The organism is Asticcacaulis sp. P4_H10, from assembly GCF_056400965.1.
Genome location: NZ_JBFUKH010000003.1, coordinates 82,487 through 104,873 on the forward strand (window position 1 = coordinate 82,487; position 22,387 = coordinate 104,873).

A 22,387-nucleotide genomic window follows, 5' to 3' on the forward strand; every position below is an offset into this window, starting at 1 on the left:
AGGCGGCTATTTGCCGTTCGCCTGAAACTTCACGACGACCGGCTTGAGGCCCTGCGCGGTGGCCTTGAGCGTCGCGGCCCCCGGCTCGCCTGTGGACTGGACGATGACTTGCGCCCAGCCATTGAAGACGCGGCGTTGCCAGGATGCGGCCGGTGTCGTCGTGCGCAGATTGCCCCATTTGGTTGTCCCGACCGAACGGTCGAACATGCCCTGGGTGCCGCCTTCAGGAGTCGCGATGACGTAGGTCAGGCTGTTCATGTCCTTCAGGTCGGCGGGATCAAGGGCGACGGTGAGGGCGCCATCGATCTCGGCGGGCGCAACCAGGCGTCCATTCACATAGACCTTCTGCCCGGCATCCAGCTTGCCGACAAACAGGGTTGCCACGTCGCCCGGCGCCATGGCCGGCCGCGCGAACTGTCCGCGCAGGACAAGCCCGGCGGTCAGAGGCGGCTGGGCTTCCGGCGGCAGCCATTGGGTCGGATCCCGCCAGGTCGAGGTATCTACGTTTTCAGCGACGGCCACACCGCCATCGAGGCTGTCGATGGCCAGCGACCGCCAGTTCGCCACCGCATGAAAGGCGTGGCGTTCCGCCGGACGGTCGGCCTCATGCGAGCCCGGGTCTCCGTTGCCGACCCCGATGATCCGGATGGGGCCCGTCGTCGCAAAAGCAATATTATCGCCAGCCGTCGGAACGATCCGCCCGGCCTTGTCCGTGGCATTGACCCAGACGACGGAGATATCCGTCCCGTCCGCCTTCAGAACGGTCTTGTCGGGAGTAAGGGCTATATTTTCCGGATCACCCGTCGTGACGACTTCACTCGAAGCCACCAGCTTGCCATTCAGATACGCCTTCGCCGACAATCTCCCGGACTTATAGGGCACGCTCCACTTCAGGTGCGAATCCTTGACCATCGACTGGCGGCCGAGGGACTTTCCATCCTGGAACAGCTCAACGGCGTCGCCGTTGCTGTAGACCCGCACGTCGATCGGCTGGCCCTCTTTGCCTTGCCAGTTCCAGTGCGGCAGGATGTGAACGCTTGGTTCCTTCGTCCACACCGACTTCAGATAATAGGCGGTATCTTTCCAGGCGCCGGTCGTGTCGACCATCCCGAACTGCGACGAGATGGCGGGCCAGCCAAATGGCGTGGTCTCACCGCGGTAATCGAAGCCCGTCCAGATAAACATGCCCGACATCCACGGCCGTTCCTGGACACGGCGCCAGCCTTCCTCGATGCTCAGGGAGCTTCCCGGCCGGCCCTGGCGATCATAGGCGTTCAGATGGGATGCGCTGGGGTCGTCGAAATAGACCCCGCGCGTCGTCAGGGTCGAGCCTTCTTCGGACATCAGCGCCGGTTTTTCGGGATGCGCCTTGTGGAAGGCGTCGACATCGTGCTGGGCGCCATAGTTGAAGCCGATGACATCCGCCCCGATCGAGGTGCCTTTGCCGGAGCCACTGGCCGCCAGCGTGGTGCGCCGCGTCGGGTCCAGACGCTTGACGATATCCTGCATCTCTATCGCCAGGTGCGTCCCCAGCGGCGCCCATTCCAGCGCCCATTCCTCATTGCCGACAGACCAGATGACGACGCTGGGGTGGTTGCGATCGCGCCTGACCATGCGCTCCAGCTGGCCACGAATCTCAGGCGTCGTGCCCATCATCCGGTGCTCGTCTATGACCAGCATGCCGAGACGGTCGGCCTCATCCAGAAACTCGGGCGTCGGTGGATTGTGCGACGCCCGGTAGGCATTCGCGCCAAATGACTTCAGTTGCTTCAGCCGCCAGGTTTGCAGGCCGTCCGGCATTGCCACGCCGACACCGGCGTGGTCCTGGTGATTGTTGGTGCCTTGCAGCTTGATGCTCTTGCCGTTCAGGAAGAAGCCCTTGTCCGCGTCCCAGGTGACCGTGCGGACGCCAAAGGACGTGTCATAGGTATCGGCGGTCTCACTCCCGCGCCGGATCGTCGTGCGCAGGCGGTAGAGATAAGGGTCTTCAAGCGACCACAGGTGCGGTTCAGTTATCGTCAGCGCCGTCGCGAAATCGCCTGAGGAGACGGCCCGGGCGTTCAGATTGCCGGCTTCGCCGCTGGCGACCATCTTGCCGCTAGCGTCGAAAACCTCCTGGCGGATTGAGAAGGCCTGGTCAGACTTGGCGTCGTTTGCCACCGTCACATCGACGTCGACGCGGGCCTGGCCGCCCTCGACCGTGGTTTTGACGAATGTGCCCCATTGCGCGACGTGAAGTGGGTCGGTCTTGGTCAGCCAGACATGGCGGTAGATCCCCGCGCCTTCGTAGAACCAGCCCTCTTCCTGCGTGGCGTCGGCGCGAACGGCGATCACGTTGCGGCCGCCAAAGTTGATATAGTCCGTGATGTCGTAGCGAAACCCGGAATATCCACTTGGCTCACGGCCGATATAGTGGCCGTTCACCCATACGACGCTGTCGCGATAAACGCCGTCGAACTCAAGCGCTATGCGGCGCCCCTGGTCGGATGCGGGAATGTCGATTGCCTTGCGGTACCAGCCGACGCTGTTCGCCGGGAAGTTCTGGCCAATGGCCTTTGAGCCGTGATTGGTGTTGCCCCTGGCATCGAACGGAAGCTCGACCGCCCAGTCGTGCGGCAGGTCCACCTGGCGCCAGGCGGTGTCGCTGAAATCGGCATTGGCCGGTCCGTCGCCATATCCCGCCTTGGCGAAGAAGAAGGGTCTCAGGCCGTAGCGGAAATCCTGCTCGGCGTCGTCGGCGTGGCCGTAGGCAAAGCGCCAGTCCTTGTCGATATTGATCCGCTCACGCTGGGCTGCGGGGACGGCCTGGGAGGCTTCTGCCGCAAAGGCCATGACGGGGGCGCTCATGGGCATCGCCATGGCGAGTGCCAGAAGGCCGATTTTCATACCCTGTTTCATGTCCGGTTCCCTGCAGGTCAGTATTGTGCCGGCAACCTATCAAACAGAGTGCAAATGTCATACAATAGTTGCGCCCAGGGTGCTTTTTTTAGTGGAGGCGTTGAACAGGGCCAGAAATGGCGCCGGACCGGGAAGGCCTGCTACACGCGTGCAGAGGCGGCTACTGCCCCTCGGCCGCCGTCGCCATGGCATCGACCAGTGTGCCGTCGTCCTGGCTCAGTTCCCAAGCGAACAGCCCGGCCAAGCCTTCATTGCGGGCATAGCGGCCCTTGGCGTCCAGGCTTTGTGGCGTGTCGAGCGAGATGAAGCCGCCGGACTTGGCGTCGTGCCAATAGGCCGCCTGCGCCGTCTCGTCGTAGCCGCTCGTCCAGCCCTTGGCCTCCAGACCACGTGCCTTGATCTGGGTCCACGATGCCATGCCGACGAATTCGCCGCCTGAACCGCTGGCCGGGAAGCGGTCTGCGGCGAAACTGGCCTTGGTCCATTCGCGGCCGTAAAAGCCCGCGCCCAGAACCATCTTGGCGGCGGGAACACCGGCGGCTTCCAGGTTGCGGATCATGGCGTCGGAGCCATAGCCGTCAGTCGAAGGTCCCGCGACCAGGTTGCTGTGGTGGCCGGGAAGCCCACCGCCGCCCGAATAGTCGCCGTTCCTCTGGAAGGCCTTTTCCGGCGTGAAGTCGTAGGTCATGACGAAGACCAGGTCGAAATCGTCCTGCACGCCTTTCCAGTCTATACCGGCGACAGAACGCGGATAACCGGCGACGGCGGTGGTCAGGAGACGGGCGTGGCCGTCCTTCGCTTTCATGGCATCGAAGGCCGTGCGCAGGGCCTCGACCAGGGCGCGATGGTCGGCGGCTTCCTGGACGCGGCCAGTCTCGCTGAGCGGCGCGCGGGCTTCGTCGCCGCCGCCCGGATATTCCCAGTCGATATCGACGCCGTCGAAGACCGGATTTTCCTTGAGCAGGGCGACGGCGGACTGGGTGAACACCTTGCGGCGTTCGGCACTTACCACGACTTCGGGGAACATCGGCATGCCCCAGCCGCCGACCGAGGCTATGACCTTCAGCCCCGGATCGCGCTGTTTGAGCGCGGCGATCGCCTTGAGGTCGGCGCGCGTCTTGTCGGTGGCGGGGAGGGTGATGGCGTAATCGGCCTTGCCCGTGCACAGCGGCGCGCGCTCTTTCTTTTCGGCTGCGTCGAAAGCGGGGCTGTCGCCGCATACCGGCACGAAGGCGTAGACAAGGTGGGTCAGCCTGGTTGTCGATGGCCGCTCAAGCGCTTCGTGACCGCTGCCATTGGGGAAGTAATAGGCGGCGACAACAGGTTCGGCGCAGGCCGGAAACGCCGCGGCGGCTGTAAGGACCAGGGCGGAAAGGAAGGCTGTGCGCGCACTCATAAGGTGTGTCCCTGCAGTGGTCGTTGATTGTCGCTGGTCCCGTAAGGCCGTCAAACAGATAGCGCCAATTTCAGACCTCTGCAAGTCCAGTGTAATACCTCTGCGGGCTGCGTTGTCCCGGCGTAGCGCCGCTAATGCCCTCGCGTGTAATCCAGCCGCACGGCCAGGGCCTCGACGCCGCCGCGCGTCTCATGGAACTCATAGCGCATATGGTCGCGGCCGGTGACGGTCAGGATCTCGCGCACCGGCACGGCCGGGTGACCCGGAGAGGCGGCCATTTCACCGGTAAAGGTGCAGACTCCCGCCGTCAGGTCGCAACTGCCTTTGGCCAGCACCATGCCGGGGAAGTTTACATCCATCCAGGTGCTGAAAAACCGGCCGTCGCCGCCGTCATAGCCAATATAACCAAGGCCTTCGAAGCCGGTGCCGTCATCAATGCGCAGGCTTTGTTTCAAGTGGCGGCCCCTGAGCACCATGGCGAAGTCGGCGGTTCCCGCATCGACCTTCGGCGTTTTCGCACCATCCAGCCACAGCGACTGTTCGACGCGCCACGTCCCGGCCAGCCCGGACAGCCAGGCGTGCTGCGGATCAGGCGTCTCCGCCGCCGCTGCTGCCGGTAAAAGGACCGTCAGTGCCAGCCATATCATGCGTTTCATGCTCAGTTCTCCTGTCAAGGCTGGGAGATGTCCCATCCTCAGGTCGTTGCTTCAACTACCTGACAGGTCGTTTATGTGCTAAGCCGACGCCATGACCCTGTCCTACCCGCCCATCGGCCTGTTGTTGCGCGACTGGCGCGCTGCCCGGCGCATGAGCCAGCTCGACCTGGCGCTCGAGTGCGGGATTTCGGCGCGGCACCTGGGCTTTATCGAGATCGGCAAGGCCAGTGCGTCGCGCGACACGGTCGGGCGGCTGGCCGACGCGCTTCGGGTGAGTCTGCGCGAACGCAATGCGCTTCTGCTGGCAGCAGGGTTCGCGCCCCAGCACGCAGATGGCGACCTGGCGTCGCCCGCCCTGGAACGGATGCGCGACGTGGTCGCCCTGATCCTGCGGCATCAGAACCCGTATCCGGCCTTCGTGCTCAACCGCAATTTCGATATCCTGGATATGAACGCAGCCGCCGTTGCCATAGGCGGGCTGATCTCCGGCGGGAAGCCGCCCAAACACACAAACCTGCTGCGCCAGGTCTTCGACCCGGACGACCTGCGCCCTTTTATCGCCAACTGGCGGGACGTCGCCGCCTGGTTCTTGCGGCGCCTGCGTGACGAAATGACTGTGACGGTCGGCAGTCCCACGGCGCGGGCGCTGCTGGACGAGATCATGGCGTATCCCGACGTGCCGACCGAATGGCGCAAGCCGGTGATCGGCTTGGAAGCCCAGCCCGTCCTGACCATCGATTTCCTGTCGCCCAGGGGCACGTTGCGCTTCTTCGAGACGATCACGACCTTTGCCGCGCCGCTTACGACGTCGCTGGATGAGCTGCGCATCGACTGCACCTATCCGGTCGATGACCACACCGCCGCCGTTTGCAAGGAACTGGCAGGGTAGACACGTTTGGCGTTATATTTACGAACTATGTCAATCATGCCAATGCGAATATGAGGTAAGGTGAGGGACTGTCCAAAACCAGAAGGATACTCCCCATGTTCACTTCGATCCTGCGCATCTTTCAAAGCCTGCTGAACGCCTTGCACGAGGCGTCGGAAGTCTATGTCCGCCGCACCTACATCGGGCCGTGGTCCAGGCGTTAGATTGGAATGATTTTAAATGGAAACATCATTCCAATCTATACTTTTGCTTTGTCACGATATTGTTGGTGAAAACACTAGAAACGCGTCCTCACGCCTTTCACCATATCGCTCCAGGCCGGTTACTTGCCGGTCATTATTCCGGGTTTTCCAAACTGAACTGATCGGCCGCCTCATCGTAGGCGAAGACCTCACCGTAACGGCCCCATTGAATGACCACCTTAAGTGTCTGTTCCGCATAATCCTCCGACATGAGATCTTTGAGTTCGTCGCGAAAGCACCGCGCGGGCGCTGACCTTGCGGGGCGGTCATCGAGGATGTGGCGGATATGGGCGGCCAAAGGGACATAGTTCAAAAGATGCTCGGCGAACAAGCGCTTGCGGTCATCGACGGTCGCGTCGACAAAGCGCCTCGCTTCGGGACTCAAAGTCAGGGAGCCGCCTTCCAGTTCGGCGAACCGGAAGAGTTGCAGGACTTCCGCGATCGGAAAAAGTTCGTCGGCCGCGTACCGGGTTTCATGTGCCAGTCCGGCCAGGTCCGCCTTGCCGTTATATGGCGCGCCGGCGACGGCCTCCATCAGGCCAGCCAGGGTATTGGTCGATACCCGCGGTAAGGCCATGCCTGTTCCCATGCCTGGGAACAGGCCCTCCTTTGGCTGACCATCTGTCTGCTTTTGCGTCATACGTGTGTAGATATCATCGACCATCGCGCGGAAAGCCGGCGACTGACGGTTACGCGGTTGAGGCATATCGACCCCGATCTCGGCGACGATCCGGCCGGGATTGGAGGAGAAGACCAGGATGCGGTCGCACATCAGGACCGCTTCCTCGATGTTGTGAGTGACGATCAAGACCGACCTGATCGGCATCCGGCCTTCGTACCACAGGTCGAGAAGGTCGGTACGCAGGGTTTCAGCCGTCAACACATCGAGTGCTGAAAACGGCTCGTCCATGAGCAGAATGGACGGATCGACGACCAGGGCGCGTGCCAGGCCGACGCGCTGCCGCATACCGCCGGACAATTCCTTTGGATAGGCGTTCTCAAAGCCATCGAGCCCGATCAGGTCGATGGCTGCCAAGGCTCTTTTACGGCGGGTTTCGGGCTCGACCCTGCGCGCTTCCAGACCGACTTCGACATTCTCGAGTACGGTCAACCACGGAAACAGCGCGAAGGTCTGGAAGACCATCGACACGCTTGCCGGCTTTTCGTCGGCAGGGTGAGGGAAGGTGATCACGCCTTCGCTGGGCTGGATCAATCCGGCGATCGAACGCAGGAGGGTCGACTTTCCCGAACCCGACCGGCCGAGCAGCCCGACAATTTCGTTATCATGAAGTGTCAGATTGACGTTGTCCAGAACGAGCAGGTCTTTGCCGCCTGATTTGCCATAGATATGGCGTACCTTATCGACGTTGACTAGGGCGCGAGGGGGGGAAATATCGAGAAGCATGGTGGCAATCTCCCTTAGTTGATACGCAGGCGGCGTTCGGCGAACCGATACATCGGCCGCCAGACAGCGCGGTTAAAACCGATAACGAAGAGGCTCATCACCGCGATGCCAAGCGCGACGCGCGGATAGTTGCCCTGAGCGGTTGCTTTGGCGATGTAGGCGCCGAGACCAAAGGCTTCGAGGTGTGTCTTTCCCCAGTCGATCGCCTCGGCGACGATCGAAGCATTCCATGAACCGCCGGACGCCGTCAGCGCCCCGGTGACGTAGTAGGGAAACACGGCAGGCAGGGCCACGCGGCGCCACCATTGCCATCCGGTGATGCCGAACATGCGCGACACTTCCTTCATGTCGCCCGGTATGGCGCTGGCGCCGGCAATGACGTTGAACAGGATGTACCATTGCGTGCCCAGGATCATCAGCGGTGACAACCAGACGTCGGGGTTCAGGCGGAATCCGACGACAAGCATGGCCACGACGGGAAACAGCACATTGGCCGGAAACGCCGCCAGAAACTGCGCGATCGGTTGAAGGCGATCCGACCAGGCCGGCCGCAGGCCGATCCACACACCGACAGGCACCCAGATCAGACTGGCGATCCCGATCAACGCGACAACACGCAGAAGCGTCGCGCATGCCATTGCGATGATAAGGCCGAAGTCGTCCCAGGTCAGGCTGGCCGAGAGATAGGTGAGAAGCCTCCACAATGACGCAAGACACGCCCAGGTAACGACGACGATCCACAGGAGACCCAGTGCCTTGTTGGCCCGTGGCGAAATCATGGCCGGGGGCGCCGTCGGCAGCTTCGTCCACTTGATCGCCGCCAGCTTTTTCATCGGAAGGGTGAGCAGGCCGAAGGCCTTGCGCAGGGCGCGCGTGCGACGAACGAGATCGTAAAGCCACGACCGGGGCCTTTCCTGAGATGCCGTTTGCTCGAAGCGAAACTTGTCGGCCCAGGCGACAATCGGGCGGAAGAAGAACTGGTCATAGATGAGGATAACGACGGCCATGGCCGCAACGCCCCAGGTCACGGCCCGGACGTCCTGGCGCTGTATCGCCAGCGCCAGCCACGACCCGATCCCAGGCAGGGCGATTGACGTGTGGCCGACCGTGATAGCTTCGGAGGCGACGACAAAGAACCAGCCGCCTGACATGGACATCATCATGTTCCAGACGAGGCTGGGCGTGGCATACGGCAATTCCAGCCGGACGAACCGGCGCCACGGAGAAAAGCCAAAATTGCGCGTCACTTCATCAAGATCCGAGTGAACCGTCCGTAGGGATTGGTAAAAGCTGAACGCCATGTTCCAGGCCTGGCTGGTGAAGATGGCGAAAATGGCTGCGCATTCCACGCCCATCTGGCTGCCCGGGAACAGGTTCATGAACATTGTTACGGTAAAGGTCAGAAAGCCGAGCACCGGTACGGACTGCAGGATGTCAAGCGCCGGGATGATGATCATCTCGGCCTTGCGGCTGCGCGCCGCCAGGCTTGCCACGACGAAGGTGAAGAGCAGGGAGGCGCCGAGAGCCAGGAACATGCGCAGCGTGGTACGCAGGGCGTATTCCGGCAGATGGACGGGATCCAGCGTAACCGGCGTCACGCGGAGCTGCGACAGGGGCAGGTCCATTTGTTCGACGCCGTGAAAGGCGAGGATCGCTGTGCCCGCCAGCAGAATGAATGCGGCGAGATCGGCCCAGGCCAGTTTGAGGCTCTGGACGGTGAGGCGCGCAAACGGGCGCGCACCTTTGCTATCTTCGAAAAAGAAGACCATGGTTTTCCTTGGTATCTGATGGCCGTATCAGTCACCTCGGGTAAACCAGGTCGAAACCCGGAAACGCGCGCTAACCGCTACGGCTGTTTAAATCGACTACTGTCGGTGGGCATGGGTTTTTTAGTCCGTTGAGGGTTCCGTTGCAGTGCAGCATTGGAATTGAATCGCTCATATGTCCGGGCCGATGGCCTGTCAATAGGGACATGGATCGATGCTCGAATTTTGACTCTCAGATGCAAATCAATCCTTCGAAAGGCGAGGCGAAGAGTGGGGGATTGGCCGATACTGAAAGATTCAGCGATGTGGTGCTTTAAGCCTCTCCCGGCCCGAACCCGCGTAGGTGGTGGTCGCCCGCATGGCGCAGGTCAACATGTCAGACATTTAATGCTTGCGCGTCCAGAATCGCCACAATTGGAACACCGGTGTCTGGTGGAAACGGGCAGTGCATACCGGGGGATGACATGGCGCAAACACTTCCAAAATATGGGATTCTGATGGCTGTCGCGGCGGCGGCGCTGCCGATGGCCGCGACCGCGCAGGACGCGTCTGAAAAGCCGAAAGCGGAGGCTTCAAAAGACAAGCCCGCCGAGGCGCAAGGCCCTGTCACCATCACCGCCAAGAAGAGCGAGGCCGCCGGCAAGGAGGTCTATGACGTCACCAAGAATGCCGACGCTGCTACCGGTACCGCCGCCGATGCGCTCAACAAGGTGCCGGGTGTCAATGTCGACGATGATGGCAATGTCACCGTGCGCGGCCAGGCCGCGAAGGTCCTGCTCAATGGCCGGCCGTCGCTGATGTTTTCCGGTGACAATCGTGGCATGGCACTGCGGTCGATGCCGTCGGCCAATATTTCGTCGGTCGAGGTCATCTCCAATCCGGGTTCGCAATATTCCTCGGACAGCTCGGGCCCCGTCGTCAACATCGTCACCAAGCGCAACATGCCGCCCGGCCTGTTCGGCAGCCTCAATGTCCAGGCGGCGTCGCCAGGCGGCGGCACGGCCTTCGGTTTCGCGTCGTACACCCACGGCAAGTTCAGCATGACCAGCTCGGGCGGCTATTTCGACTCTCGCAACGACATGACGAGCCGAAGCGATACCCAGGCCTTCGATGCGGCGGGCAATCCAACGCGTGCCTCGCGCTTCGAAAGCGCGATGGACTCGCGATTCAGCGCCGCCTCGCTGATGAGCAATATGCAGTATGACCTTGGCGACAATGACATATTGACGGGCAATCTCAGCCTGCGCGACGGCGTGTCATCGGGTACGTCGACCGGCCAGGCGTCGCAGCTTGGGGCAGGGGGCGCCGCCACCGACAATTTCGCGAACGTCAGCGCCTACGACAACGACAACAGCCAGGCGACGCTGGGTGTCGGCTATGTTCATTACGGCAGCAAGCCCGACCAGTCGCTGAAGCTGGACGCCAGCGTGTCTTCGAATGACACGGAAAACCTGTCGCGCAACGCCGCGACCTACAGCCTGTCGTCCGTACCCGCCAATCTGGGTACGCGTCACAGCCGCACCGAAGGCGGCACCTCGACGCAGAACCTGCTGCTTCAGGCCGATTACAACACCAGCTTTGGCCGTGTTCAGGTCGCAACCGGTGCGCAGCTGAATGTCGAAGACAGCCACGCCACGAACATGTCGTTCGGTCCGGGCGCCGACGCCGGTAATCTGGCGCTCCAGGCCTTGCTCGGCAACGATTTCCGCTACCATCAGACGGTCACCGCCGTCTATGGCACGGTGCAGAAGGAGTTCGGCCCGAAATGGACGGTCCTGGCGGGCCTGCGCGCAGAGGCGCTTGAGCTTGAGACCGAAGAGGCGCGCAATGGCAGCAGCGCGAAGATCGACTATATACGTCTGAACCCGAGCCTGTTCGCCACCTACGCCCTGTCGAAGGCGAAGAAGGTCCGCTTCAGCTATACGCATAAGCAGCAGCGCCCGGCGGCGGCCGATCTCAATCCCGGCCTGATCTATCGCTCGGCGAGCTATATCACGGTCGGCAATGACGATCTGCAACCTCAAGAAAGCGACAACTTCGAAGTCTCTTACGAGGTCACGGGCAAGACGACCAACTATGGCTTGCGCGGTTTCTACCGCTTTGACGACGACACGATCGTGTCCTCCAGCCGGATTGTCGCCGACCCGCTTAACCTTGGCAACCTGGTGACAGAAAGCTCGCGGCTGAACTTCGGCCACCAGACCAACAGCGGCGTGACGCTGAGCTGGTCCAGGCGCATCGACAAAAAGTACAACATCAACGCCGAGGCCACCGTGACCCTCGTCGAGCTGTTAAGCCCGCAGTACGCCGAGGCGCGGACGGCGACGGTGCCAAGCGGCAGCGTTACGGCCAGCTATACCTTCAAGGACACCAGTGTGGTGTCGGTCAATTACCGCCTGATCGGCCGGCGCTTTACCGGCCAGGGCTATTCGGAGAGCTACGCGCAGGGTTCTGTCAGCTACCGCCGGGACCTCACGAAGACGCTGGCGCTGAATATCACCGTCCAGGACCCGCTGCGGACGACACGGATGATCACGGTCACCGACATGCCGCTGGTCAAGAGCCGCTCGGTCAATGACCGCGCCGCACCGACCTTCTGTGTGGGCCTGAGCCGCCGTATCGGTGGCCCGAAGACGCCGGTGAAGAAGTAGCACTTCATGCCCCGCCTCACGCCGTGCGTGCGGTGGGCATGACCCAGATGCTGCCGGTGCCAGAGAACTTGTAGACCAGGCCTTCGCCCGAACGCAGGGCATTGCGCAGGCCCGAGACCAGTGGCCCGATCGATACGCTCAGGCTTGCCGAGAACATCAGTACGAAGTCGCCATCGACGACCGCTTCTCCATTGCTCAATTCGATGACGTCGATCTCCTCGACGGGCACCGGGCTTTCGACGACGAAGGCGCCGCGGCCCGACAGTTTCGGTTGCAGGAAGCCGTTACCCGACAAGATGCCGCTGACGGAGGTGTGGCGGTGCGTTGACAGCGATATCCCGCCAGTGCAGGCGTAGAAGGCGCGGTCGTCGAGCAGCAGGTCGTCGCCGGCATCCATATTTCCGAGGATGAAGTGCTTGCGCGTTGGTTCGGCCCACAGCGTGCCGGTGCCGCTGAAGCGGGTGGCGAAGGCGGATTCGCCCGTTCCGGCCGAGGCGACGGCGCGCGACAGGAAGCCCTTGCCTGGTTCGTGCCTCTGAATTTCGGACTGGATGCGGCCGTGGTGGTATTGCAGCGCGCCGGGCTCCAGCAGCAGCGCGCCGCCGCTCAGTTCGACGCCGAGCTGGTGGATCTGGGTGGCTTCGGCGATGACGTGGGTCAGGGGCGTCCCGTTGGGTCCCGTGCCACCGGCCGGAATGATGCGCGCGACCTGGCGCTTTTCGAGGAAACGATACGAGGTGATGGTCACGCCATCGGCGGTTACGGTCTCGATAGGTGCGCGCATCTGCATCTCCGGTTTCGCTGTCCGGTTGCGTGTAACAAGAAAGCATCCAGTCGGGAAGGGGGCTCGGCACGCGTGGTTACCGGGCGCGATGACCGCGCCCGGTCTTTTGGCTAGAGCATGATGCGTTTAATTCGAACCATCATCATGCTCTAGATTTTTGTTTTTTCGCGATATTTAGCCAAAAAACCGCTGCGCACTTTTTGGCATATCGCTCTAGCGGTTGATCGTCAGCACCGCCGAGCCCGTGCCGCCATGGCCATCCGACGCCGTGAACGGAATGGTCAGGGTCCACACGCCCGGCTGCATGACGAAGTTATAGGTGTTTCCCGGGTTGGTGATCGTCAGCGCATCGCCATCGGCGTCCGTGCATTTGTGCAGGAATCCGACCGTCCCCGAAGCCGTCGCGTAGGACGGGGCATTGAGCTTGATCGACCAGTTCTGGCAAACCGGCGCGTGGTTCACATCCTGGACGCGCAGCAGCTGGGCGGGCTGGTCGGCCCGCTCGACGGCGCGCAGTACCGGCGCGTCGCTGCGAATTTCCGCGGTCGCGGCGCTAGCGAAGGTCGCGCTTAGTGTAAGAGCAATCAGGGCTGAAATGATACGCATGTATGGATCTCCCTATATTACAACAGCCTCCCTTAATGGAGGCGCGCGCAACCTATGGCAAAGTATAAATTCCCGTCAACCCGGAATCATTATTTACAAGCGTTAATCATAACAGTGTTTTATATTTATAATTATTTGAAAATTGCAATACGTATATTATTTTTTACTTTTGAAATTGGCAGGTATCGTAATTTCATTTCTGGTGATCCGCCGGGAGCCCGGAGTCTGTGGGGTTTGCGTCCTGTCCCGCCCTAATCTACCTCAGGATGCGCGGATCTGCCAGGGTGTGATGCGGCAACGAATTGCGCCACCATCGTTCCAGGGTGTCCGCTGAGATTGATCGCCCTGTCCGGAAGCGGACGGCCGGACAGGCCGGATAAAAGCCGGGCACTTCGGCGTGGCTTCATCGCCGGTGCCGGCCGGCGCGTGGATTGTCATAAAACTGTCATAAACGGATCGACTCTTGCGGCCTGACCTGTCAAAGAGGCCCGAATCTGCCGCGATCGCCACCGCGATCCGAGGGACGCTCCATGTTCGACTCGTCTGTTGAAAGCCCAAAGCCGCAATCCGTCGCGCCCGCCACAGGCGGCAAGTCGCGGCCTTTGGTGACGGCGCTGATCTTCCTGTTGCCCATCATCGCGGGGCTTCTCTATGTCGGCTGGAGCGTGCACGTCGATGCGCTGGCAACCGGCCAGGCGATTACCGTCGGCGCGTTTCTCTTCCTGGGCCTGGCCCTGCTGATCGCCTTCGGCTTTGAGTTCGTCAACGGCTTCCACGACACGGCCAATGCGGTCGCGACCGTCATCTACACCCATTCGATGAAGCCTTTGACCGCCGTCGTCTGGTCGGGCGTTTTCAACTTCCTGGGTGTGCTGGCCTCGACCGGCGCTGTCGCCTACGGGTTGGTGCTGCTGCTGCCGGTCGAGCTGATCCTGGCGGTCGGCACGTCGGCTGGCTATGCGATGATCTTCGCCCTGCTGATCTCGGCCATTATCTGGAACCTCGGCACCTGGGCGCTGGGCATCCCCAATTCGTCGTCGCACGCATTGATCGGCTCGATCATGGGGGTCGGCATCGCCAACCAGTTGATGACGTCTGTGGTCAATGCGACCTCGGGCATCGACTGGAGCCAGGCCGCCAAGATCGGCAAGGCGCTGGTCTTTTCGCCGCTGATCGGCTTTGTCGCGGCGGCCGCGCTGCTGCTGGTCATGAAGGCGCTGATCCGCAATCCCAAACTGTACGAAGCCCCCGTCGGCGAAACGCCGCCGCCGTTCTGGATCCGCGCCGCCCTGATCGCGGCGTGCACCGGCGTGTCCTTTGCCCATGGCGGCAATGACGGCCAGAAGGGCATGGGCTTGATCATGATCATCCTGATCGGTGTGGCCCCGGCGACCTATGCGCTGAACCGGACGCTGCCGGATGCGGCCCAGCCGGCCTATGTGGCAACGCTCGAGACCGGTGCGGCGACCTTTGCGGCCCATGCCGGCGGCACTGGGGTCGCCAATCTCGACATCGCCCGCAGCGCCGTCAATGCCGCCGTGCGCAACCGCCGGATCGACACGCCCGACCTGTTCGCCGCACTGGCCATGATGACCGGTGAGGTCGGCGGCCAGTTGCGCAGGAATGGTGCGCTGTCGCGCGTCCCGGCGGCCGACATGCCGCAGCTGCGCAATGACATGTACCTGATCTCGAGCGCGCTCGGCATCCTCAAGCCCGCCAAGGGCGCCTATTCCGACAGCGAGATCAAGGCGTTCGGCGGACTTCATAGCACGCTGAACGACATGACGCGCTACATCCCCAACTGGGTCAAGGTAGCGACGGCCCTGGCGCTCGGGCTGGGGACCATGGTCGGCTGGCGGCGCATCGTCGTCACGGTCGGCGAAAAGATCGGCAATTCGAAGATGACCTACGGCCAGGGCGCCGTCGCGGGCCTGGTCTCGGCGGTCACCATCTTCGCCGCCGAACGCCTGGGCCTGCCGGTCTCGACAACGCACATTCTGTCGAGCGGCGTGGCGGGGACTATGACGGCCAACCGCGCCGGGCTGCAATGGGGCACGATCCGCGGCATTGCGCTGGCCTGGGTCCTGACCCTGCCGGCGACCATTCTCATCTCCGGAACGCTGTACTTCGTGTTCCGCCACCTGTTCTGAGCGCCGTGGAGCCGGGAAGCGCCATGGCGCACGTCCAGGTCGGGGCGCTGCCGTACCGCGTCATGACGGACGGGGCGGTCGAAATCCTGCTCGTCACCTCACGCGGGACGCGACAATGGATCATCCCCAAGGGCTGGCCGATTGACGGGCTGAGCAATGCCGAATCCGCCGCGCGCGAAGCCTATGAAGAGGCGGGGATCATCGGCGACGCCGATGAAGCCATAATCGGCCATTTCGCCTATGAGAAGGCGCGCAAGGGCGAGGACAGCGTCTCGCCGTTTTCGGTCGAGGTCTATCTGCTGAAGGTCGACCGCCAACTGGCCTACTGGCCTGAAGCCAGCCAGCGCAGCATTGCCTGGGTGGCGCCCGCGCAGGCTCTGACCATGATCGGCAATGCAAGCCTGGCTGAACTTATCGCGCGCGTAAGCTTTCCCGTTTAATCGTTAAGCCGGCTTCTGAGCGGCTTCAGAGCGTGCTTTTCGCGGATGCGGACAGTCACCTCGGGGTCTTCGATCCGCGCCAGTTCAATTTCGCCATCGCGCATCATGTCCAGCCCCGATGCTTCGCACAGGGCGGCCAGGGTGACCACGACGCCGCCGACCTCCTGTTCGGGTTCGCCCGCCGGCCGTCCCCAGGTGTAGGCGACCAGGGCGTGGGCGGCCTCTTCGGTCATGCCCAGGGCCTGGCACAGCTCACCGGCCTCTTCGAGAAAACGCAGGCAGCGTTCAGATATGTCGCCTGAAATTTCCGGGCCGAAGCAGGTCTGCATCCAGCCGGCGACGCGCGTTTGATAAGTGGCTGTGGTATCGGTCATGGTCGTGGCCTCGTGTGATGTGTGGGCCTGTCATGCGATATCGACCTTCCGGCCGCAAGGGGCGACAGGCCAACGGGGTTGCCGTTGCGGTGCGAATATGCGCAAACCTCACCCTGCCGGGTGCCCGGCCGCGCGGCGATTGGAGCCCGCGCACAGTGAACGCCAGGACGTGCCCATGACCCGAATAGACAGCCGCCTGCAGGTCATGATCCTGGCGGCGGCGCAGGCGCTGTTCCAGACGACCTCCGTGCTGGTCCTGACCATCGGCTCGCTGGCCGCCAGCCACATCACCCGCGAGGCCGGGCTTTTGACCGCACCGATCGCGGCCATGCTGCTGGGCACGGCGATCGCGACGTTTCCTGCATCGGCCGTGATGGCCAGGATCGGCCGGCGGTCCGGCTTTATCCTGGGCGCCGGCCTTGGCGTCGTCGGTGGTCTGCTGGCGGCAGGTGGCGTCTGGTTTCACTCCTTGCTGATGCTGTGCGGCGGCACCTGCCTGGTCGGCGCCTATCAGGGCTTCGCCCAGTTTTACCGGTTTGCCGCCAGCGAAGTCAGCGACGACGCGTTCCGGCCGCGCGCTATCTCGCTGGTCCTGGCCGGCGGCATCGTCGCCGCCTTTCTGGGGCCGACGCTGGCGCGCGCCGGCAGCGCATGGCTTGGGCCGCTCTATACCGGCTCCTTCCTCGTCCTGTCCGCGATCTGCCTGGCCGCGATGGCTCTCTTGCTGTGCCTGCGCATACCGGCGCCTGCCGCGGGCGGCGCAAAGGCCGAAGAAGGCCGATCGTGGCTGGTCATGGTCACGCAGCCGGTCTATCTCGTCGCCCTGTTCGGCGCAGCCACCGGCGCAGGCGTCATGATGCTGGCCATGACCGCGACGCCGATCGCCATGGCGCATCACCACCATTCGCTCGACGCTTCGGCCATGGTCATCCAGCTCCATATCCTTGGCATGTTCGTGCCGTCCTTCTTCACGGGCGCCCTGATCGCGCGCTTCGGCGTGCTTAAGGTCATGATCGCCGGCGTGCTGGTCCTGGCGGCCGATATCTTCATCAGCCTGTCCGGGGTCGGCGTCGGATCCTTCTCGATTGCCCTGATCCTGCTCGGCATCGGGTGGAACTTCCTCTATGTCGGCGGCACGACCCTGCTGACGCAGGCCTATACCCCGGCCGAGAAAAGCCGGGCTCAGGCCACCAACGACATGACCATATTCGTGGTCGGATTTGCCGGTTCGCTGGGTTCGGGCGTCCTTCTGCAGACGCTTGGCTGGCAGATGCTGAACCTTGTCCTGCTGCCGTGGCTGGCGGTCGCGCTCATCGTGCTGTCGTGGTTCGCGATGCGCAAGGCGAAGGCCTGAAGGGGGCATCGATCTACGAAAGTTTTCGTTGATTATCTACGAAGGTTATCGTAAGTCTCTCCGGGTCGAACTGGAGAGGTCCGGATGCCGTCTGGAAAACAGGCTTTTGCCGTCATCGCATTACTGGCGCTGATCGCGTCATCGGCTGGGGCGGTTCCGGTCTGCCCGGCCGGTGTTACGGGCGAATTCGCACCCCAGGGCATCGACCTCTCGTCGATAACCCCCACCACAAAACCGGGCGACGACTTCTTTGCCTACACCAATCAGGGCTGGATCGACCGCACACCGATTCCGGCCGGCTATTGGGACTACGGCCAGACCAACCTGTTGATGACGACGGTCGAGACGCGCATCCGGGGCCTGATCACCGAAGGGCCGGGCGATGCGCCGCGCGGCAGCGCTCGCCGCCAGGTCGGTGACGCCTATGCTAGTTTTGCCGATACCGCCGCCATTGACCGGCAAGGGATGAAAGCGATCCGGGCGGGGCTCAAACGCATCATGACCGCTGCGACCGCCGAAGCGGTAGCCAAACAGATGGCCGATCCGTCGTCGAGCACGCTGTTCGCCATCAATGTCTTCCCGGCCGAGCGGCGCTGGCGCGTTCATCTCGACCAGCAGAACCAGAGCCAGCCGATGCTGGGCCTGCCCAATGCCGAGGCCTATACCGACGCGGCCTCGGCCGGCAACCGCACCGCCTACGCGGCTCATATCGCCACGGTCCTTGGCGCGGCGGGTGTCGATGACGCGAACGCCCGCGCGGCAAGGGTGGTGGCGCTGGAAGGGCGGATCGCCGCCAACCAGTGGGACTTCGAACGCCTGCGCGATCGCAAGGCCAACTATCATCCGATGACGGTCGCGGAACTCGAAACCTACGCACCGGGCTTTCCGTGGCGGGCCTATCTGACGGCGCGCGGCGTCGGCGGAGTCCGGGACGTCGTGCTCGGGACCGATACGGCGGTCCAGGCACAGGCAAGGCTGTTCAGGGACGTAGCGCTGGACGACTGGCGGTCCTACCTGGCCTTTCACTGGCTTCAAAATCAGATCGACGTCTTGCCGCAGGTCTTTCGCGACAGCAACTGGGCGTTTTACGGCAAGACCCTGTCGAATGCCGCCGCTCCGCCGCCGCGCGATGCTGTGGCGTTGCGGCTGGTCAATGAAGCGCTTGGGCATCAAATCGGGCGGCTCTATGCCGAACGCTATGTGACGCCGGAAACGCGGGCGGCGGCGACTGAAATGGTCGCCTACCTGCGCAAGGCATTCGATGAGCGGCTGGTCCAGGCGGAATGGATGGACGAAGCCACGCGCACCGAGGCCCGCGCCAAGCTGGCGGCGCTCAGCGTCAAGGTCGGCTATCCAGCCGTATGGCGTGACTATTCGGGTGTGGATATCCGCAGCGATGACGCCGTCGGCAATCTGCAACGCCTGCGCCGGTCGGACTGGGAGGTCCAGCGCCGGCGGCTTGAACGGGGGGCAGGGGGCGAGCTGTGGTATCAAGCGCCGCAGACGGTTGACGCCAGCTACAGCGTGCTGATGAATGCCATCGAGCTGCCGGCGGGCTACCTCCAGCCACCTTACTTCGACGCTGCGGCCGATCCGGCGGTCAATTTCGGCGCCATCGGGGCGATCATCGGCCATGAGATGGGCCATGGCTTCGACGACCAGGGCATCATCTATGACAGCCAGGGACGCTTGCGCAATGGCTGGTCCGAGGCGGCGTTTACGGCGTTTCACGACCGCGCCGATGCCCTGGTCGGGCAGTACGACGCCTTCAGCCCCTATGACGGCGTGCACGTCAATGGCCGCCAGACGATCGGCGAAAACATCGCCGACCTGTCGGGTGTGTCGCTGGGTTACCGGGCGTGGCGGATGTATGCCGCCGATCACCCGTGCAAGGACCCGTCGCGCGATGGCCTGAGTGGCGACCAGCGCTTCTTCCTGGCCTGGGCGCAGGCTTGGCGCTACCGGGCGCCGGAAAGCGCCATCCGCCACGTCATCAAATATGGCTATCACGCGCCGACGCCGTACCGCGTCAATGGCGTGGTGCGCAATCTCGATGCCTGGTACGCAGCCTTCGGCGTGCAGCCGGGCGACGCGCTGTACCTGCCGCCGGATCGGAGGGTGCGTATCTGGTAGGCCTTTCCCTCCTCCCTGATCTCTGCTAGCCCTTGGTAATCGATTACACGCGTGGCGAAATGATCGCGCGACGATCCGGGAGAGATGCGATGAAGGGATTTGTCCTCGTGGCGGCCATGTGTGTCCTGCCGGGGCTGGCGCTGGCCGGTCCGGTCGTCAAGACCAACACGGGCAAGGTCGAAGGCGTCGCAAAAGATGGCGTCGAGGTATTCAAAGGCATTCCATTCGCAGCGCCGCCGACGGGCGATCTGCGCTGGCGCGCGCCGCAGCCGGTCAAAACCTGGACAGGGGTCAGGCCCGCGACGGCCTTTGGCGCCGACTGCATGCAGGAACCGTTTCCGCGCGACGACGCGCCGCTGACGACCACGCCTGCCGAAGACTGTCTCTACGTCAATGTCTGGCGTCCGTCGGGTGTAGCGAAACCCTTGCCCGTCATGGTGTGGATCTATGGCGGCGGCTTCGTCAATGGCGGCAGCTCGCCGAAAATCTATGACGGTTCCGCGTTCGCGAAAGGCGGCGTCATCTATGTCAGCTTCAACTATCGCCTCGGGCGGTTCGGCTTCTTCGGCCATCCGGCGCTGACCAAGGCCGATGCCGATCACGGACTGCTCGGCAACTACGCCTATATGGACCAGGTCGCCGCGTTGAAATGGGTGCAGGCCAATATCGCGGCTTTTGGCGGCGACCCTGGCCAGGTGACGATTTTCGGTGAATCGGCCGGTGGGTCTTCCGTGCATTTCCTGCTGCATTCGCCACAGGCCAAAGGCTTGTTTCACCGCGCCATCGTTCAGTCGGGCGGCGGGCGTGGCGGGGCGAAGGGGCCGCGTCTCCTGAGCGCAGACCGCCCGGACATGCCGTCTTCCGAGACCCTGGGTGGGCGCTTTGCCCAGCGCATGGGCATCACCGCTACTGGCCCCGACGCCCTGGCGGCCCTGCGCGCGTTACCGGCTGCCCAGGTGACCGACGGGCTGAACCTCGCCAACCGGTCGGAAGACGCCGGCGGGCCGATGATCGACGGGCAACTGGTGACCGAAGAGCCGGGCCTGGCCTACCTGGCCGGGCGTCAGACCAGGGTGCCGCTGATGGTCGGGGCCAACAGCGCCGACAGCGGCGACGCGGGGGCGAAGTCGAAGGACGAGCTGTTCGCGCAGTTCGGCGATCGTGCGGACGCAGCGCGCACAGCCTACGATCCCGACGGTACGAAGGACCTGAGGCGACTTAACGCCGAGGTCGGCATGGATCGCGGCCAGATCGAACCCGCGCGGTTTGTCGCGGCCAACTGGGCGGGGCAGGGACTAAAGGCTTACCACTACCGCTTTTCGTGGACGGCGACGCCGCGCAGGGCGACATCGCCGTTCGGCGCGCCGCATGCGACCGAGATTCCGTTTGTCATGGATACGGTCACGGACCGTTACGGTGCAGAGGCGACCGCTGAAGACCTGGCCGTGGCGAAGATCACGCATGCCTATTGGCTGAACTTCGCGAAGACGGGCAATCCGAATGGCAACGGCGTGGATGGCAAGCCTTTGCCAGAGTGGCCGGTGTATGACGCGGCGGATCAGATTATGGATATTACCGCAGAGGGTACGGCGGTGGCCAAGCCTGATCCGTGGAAGGCGCGGCTGGATGTCACGGCTGCGGTGGCCAAGGCGCCAGCGAAAGTAAGGGTAGTGACCACTATTCTGCACTGACAGGCCCGTTGATCTTTCACCGTCACAAGGTCCGGCTCTCGTCCTCTCCCTGTCGTGACGGGGAGATATAAAAATCAGGCCATCAGGCCGACGCCCAGGACGATCGCAACATAGTGCGTCATGGCGCCGGCCAGCACATGGCCATGCCAGATGGCCCGGCGGAAACGGCAGCGGTTGAACACGAACAGGACGGCGCCGACCGAATAGACCACACCACCGGCCGCCAGAAGGAGCAACGGCACCAGCGGCACCTGCTCGACCAGCGGCTTGACGGCGACGACGACCAGCCAGCCCATGGCCAGGTAAAATGCCGTTGATACAGTCTCCCCAAGTCGCGGCAGGCACAGCTTGATCAGGACGCCGATGAAGGCCATCGCCCACACGGCAGTAGTCATGCCCCAGGCCCAGGCGCCGTGCAGCATCTGCGTCGTGAACGGCGTATAGCTGGCGGCGATCATCAGGAAGATGCCGGCGTGGTCGAGGCGGAACAGGAAGGGCTGCCAGCGCGGGTGGGCAAAATTATAAGCCGTCGAAAAGGACAGCATGGCCACGAAACCCAGGGCATAGACCGCGATGGCGGCTGACAGCGACATTACGCCATGATTGACGGATAGCGCGACGGCTGCACCACCGCCGATAACGGCAAATAACAGCCCGACGACGTGAACAATCAGGTCGGCGGTGCGCTCGGCGGGGTCGGCATAGTGCGGACCATCGATGGCCGCGCAATCCTTGGGCGTGACGAAAAGGCCGGACGCGGGTGCTTTTGGCAGGACCGGCATCCAGCCGGTAGCGGTTTTCAATTCGGTCGTCATATGCAATGCCACTCAGGTTCTGGCCTTGCCCGCTTTCAGCCCGAGGGCGCGAAAGCAGCGAAGCGTTTCCTTAATGGGTATGGCAGACGGCGTAAGAAAGCGATTGCCCGACGGTCGGCCCGGCATTACAAAAAGGT

16 protein-coding genes are annotated in these 22,387 nt (G+C 63.0%); 7 read left to right on the forward strand and 9 right to left on the reverse strand.

What is annotated here, in order from left to right:
* Nucleotides 1–6 precede the first annotated feature (6 nt).
* From galA to AC1DON_RS06740, 3 genes are all read right to left on the reverse strand, one after another.
* The gene (galA, locus tag AC1DON_RS06730) at nt 7–2,898 is read right to left on the reverse strand and encodes a beta-galactosidase GalA (protein WP_476934000.1); all 2,892 of its coding nucleotides are present in this window, start codon (nt 2,896–2,898) and stop codon (nt 7–9) included.
* Nucleotides 2,899–3,058: 160 nt separating this feature from the next.
* Complete coding sequence (locus AC1DON_RS06735; RefSeq protein ID WP_476934001.1) at nt 3,059–4,294, reverse strand: glycoside hydrolase family 18 protein; 1,236 nt, start codon at nt 4,292–4,294, stop codon at nt 3,059–3,061.
* Nucleotides 4,295–4,425: 131 nt separating this feature from the next.
* Nucleotides 4,426–4,950 (reverse strand): DUF1579 family protein, encoded by a 525-nt coding sequence (locus AC1DON_RS06740; RefSeq protein WP_476934002.1) that lies wholly within the window; start codon nt 4,948–4,950, stop codon nt 4,426–4,428.
* Nucleotides 4,951–5,041: 91 nt separating this feature from the next.
* On the opposite strand from AC1DON_RS06740, the gene AC1DON_RS06745 reads away from it, so the two are divergent.
* The gene (locus tag AC1DON_RS06745; protein ID WP_476934003.1) at nt 5,042–5,839 is read left to right on the forward strand and encodes a helix-turn-helix domain-containing protein; all 798 of its coding nucleotides are present in this window, start codon (nt 5,042–5,044) and stop codon (nt 5,837–5,839) included.
* Nucleotides 5,840–6,175: 336 nt separating this feature from the next.
* Here AC1DON_RS06745 and AC1DON_RS06750 read toward each other — a convergent pair whose 3' ends face one another.
* Nucleotides 6,176–7,486, reverse strand: coding sequence for an ABC transporter ATP-binding protein (locus AC1DON_RS06750; protein WP_476934004.1), 1,311 nt, complete (start codon nt 7,484–7,486; stop codon nt 6,176–6,178).
* A 14-nt stretch (nt 7,487–7,500) separates the two neighbouring features.
* On the reverse strand, nt 7,501–9,255 hold the full coding sequence (locus AC1DON_RS06755; RefSeq protein WP_476934005.1) for an ABC transporter permease: 1,755 nt from the start codon (nt 9,253–9,255) through the stop codon (nt 7,501–7,503).
* Between the two features lie 461 nt (nt 9,256–9,716).
* On the opposite strand from AC1DON_RS06755, the gene AC1DON_RS06760 reads away from it, so the two are divergent.
* Nucleotides 9,717–11,903: a TonB-dependent receptor gene (locus tag AC1DON_RS06760; RefSeq protein WP_476934006.1), complete on the forward strand. Its 2,187-nt coding sequence runs from the start codon at nt 9,717–9,719 to the stop codon at nt 11,901–11,903.
* A 16-nt stretch (nt 11,904–11,919) separates the two neighbouring features.
* On the opposite strand, the gene AC1DON_RS06765 is transcribed toward AC1DON_RS06760, so the two are convergent.
* Nucleotides 11,920–12,687: an AIM24 family protein gene (locus tag AC1DON_RS06765; RefSeq protein ID WP_476934007.1), complete on the reverse strand. Its 768-nt coding sequence runs from the start codon at nt 12,685–12,687 to the stop codon at nt 11,920–11,922.
* Between the two features lie 213 nt (nt 12,688–12,900).
* The gene (locus tag AC1DON_RS06770) at nt 12,901–13,293 is read right to left on the reverse strand and encodes an Ig-like domain-containing protein (protein WP_476934008.1); all 393 of its coding nucleotides are present in this window, start codon (nt 13,291–13,293) and stop codon (nt 12,901–12,903) included.
* 530 nt (nt 13,294–13,823) lie between these two features.
* Between AC1DON_RS06770 and AC1DON_RS06775 the strand changes: the two genes are divergently transcribed.
* Together AC1DON_RS06775 and AC1DON_RS06780 are read left to right on the forward strand one after the other, a co-directional pair.
* The gene (locus AC1DON_RS06775) at nt 13,824–15,443 is read left to right on the forward strand and encodes an inorganic phosphate transporter (protein ID WP_476934009.1); all 1,620 of its coding nucleotides are present in this window, start codon (nt 13,824–13,826) and stop codon (nt 15,441–15,443) included.
* Between the two features lie 23 nt (nt 15,444–15,466).
* Nucleotides 15,467–15,883 carry an NUDIX hydrolase gene (locus AC1DON_RS06780; protein ID WP_476934010.1) on the forward strand — a complete coding sequence of 139 codons (417 nt, stop codon included), beginning with the start codon at nt 15,467–15,469 and terminating at the stop codon, nt 15,881–15,883.
* Here AC1DON_RS06780 and AC1DON_RS06785 read toward each other — a convergent pair.
* Nucleotides 15,880–16,257 (reverse strand): hypothetical protein, encoded by a 378-nt coding sequence (locus tag AC1DON_RS06785; RefSeq protein ID WP_476934011.1) that lies wholly within the window; start codon nt 16,255–16,257, stop codon nt 15,880–15,882. The two genes, AC1DON_RS06780 and AC1DON_RS06785, sit on opposite strands and share 4 nt — an antisense overlap.
* A 175-nt stretch (nt 16,258–16,432) precedes the next feature.
* Between AC1DON_RS06785 and AC1DON_RS06790 the strand changes: the two genes are divergently transcribed.
* The 3 genes from AC1DON_RS06790 (at nt 16,433) to AC1DON_RS06800 (ending at nt 21,435) form a co-directional block, all read left to right on the forward strand.
* Nucleotides 16,433–17,611: an MFS transporter gene (locus tag AC1DON_RS06790; protein ID WP_476934012.1), complete on the forward strand. Its 1,179-nt coding sequence runs from the start codon at nt 16,433–16,435 to the stop codon at nt 17,609–17,611.
* Between the two features lie 84 nt (nt 17,612–17,695).
* The gene (locus AC1DON_RS06795) at nt 17,696–19,744 is read left to right on the forward strand and encodes a M13 family metallopeptidase (protein ID WP_476934013.1); all 2,049 of its coding nucleotides are present in this window, start codon (nt 17,696–17,698) and stop codon (nt 19,742–19,744) included.
* An 89-nt stretch (nt 19,745–19,833) separates the two neighbouring features.
* A complete protein-coding gene (locus AC1DON_RS06800; protein WP_476934014.1) occupies nt 19,834–21,435 on the forward strand; it encodes a carboxylesterase/lipase family protein in 1,602 nt (533 codons plus the stop codon).
* Between the two features lie 74 nt (nt 21,436–21,509).
* Here AC1DON_RS06800 and trhA read toward each other — a convergent pair whose 3' ends face one another.
* A complete protein-coding gene (gene trhA / locus AC1DON_RS06805; RefSeq protein WP_476934015.1) occupies nt 21,510–22,250 on the reverse strand; it encodes a PAQR family membrane homeostasis protein TrhA in 741 nt (246 codons plus the stop codon).
* Between the last annotated feature and the right edge of the window lie 137 nt (nt 22,251–22,387).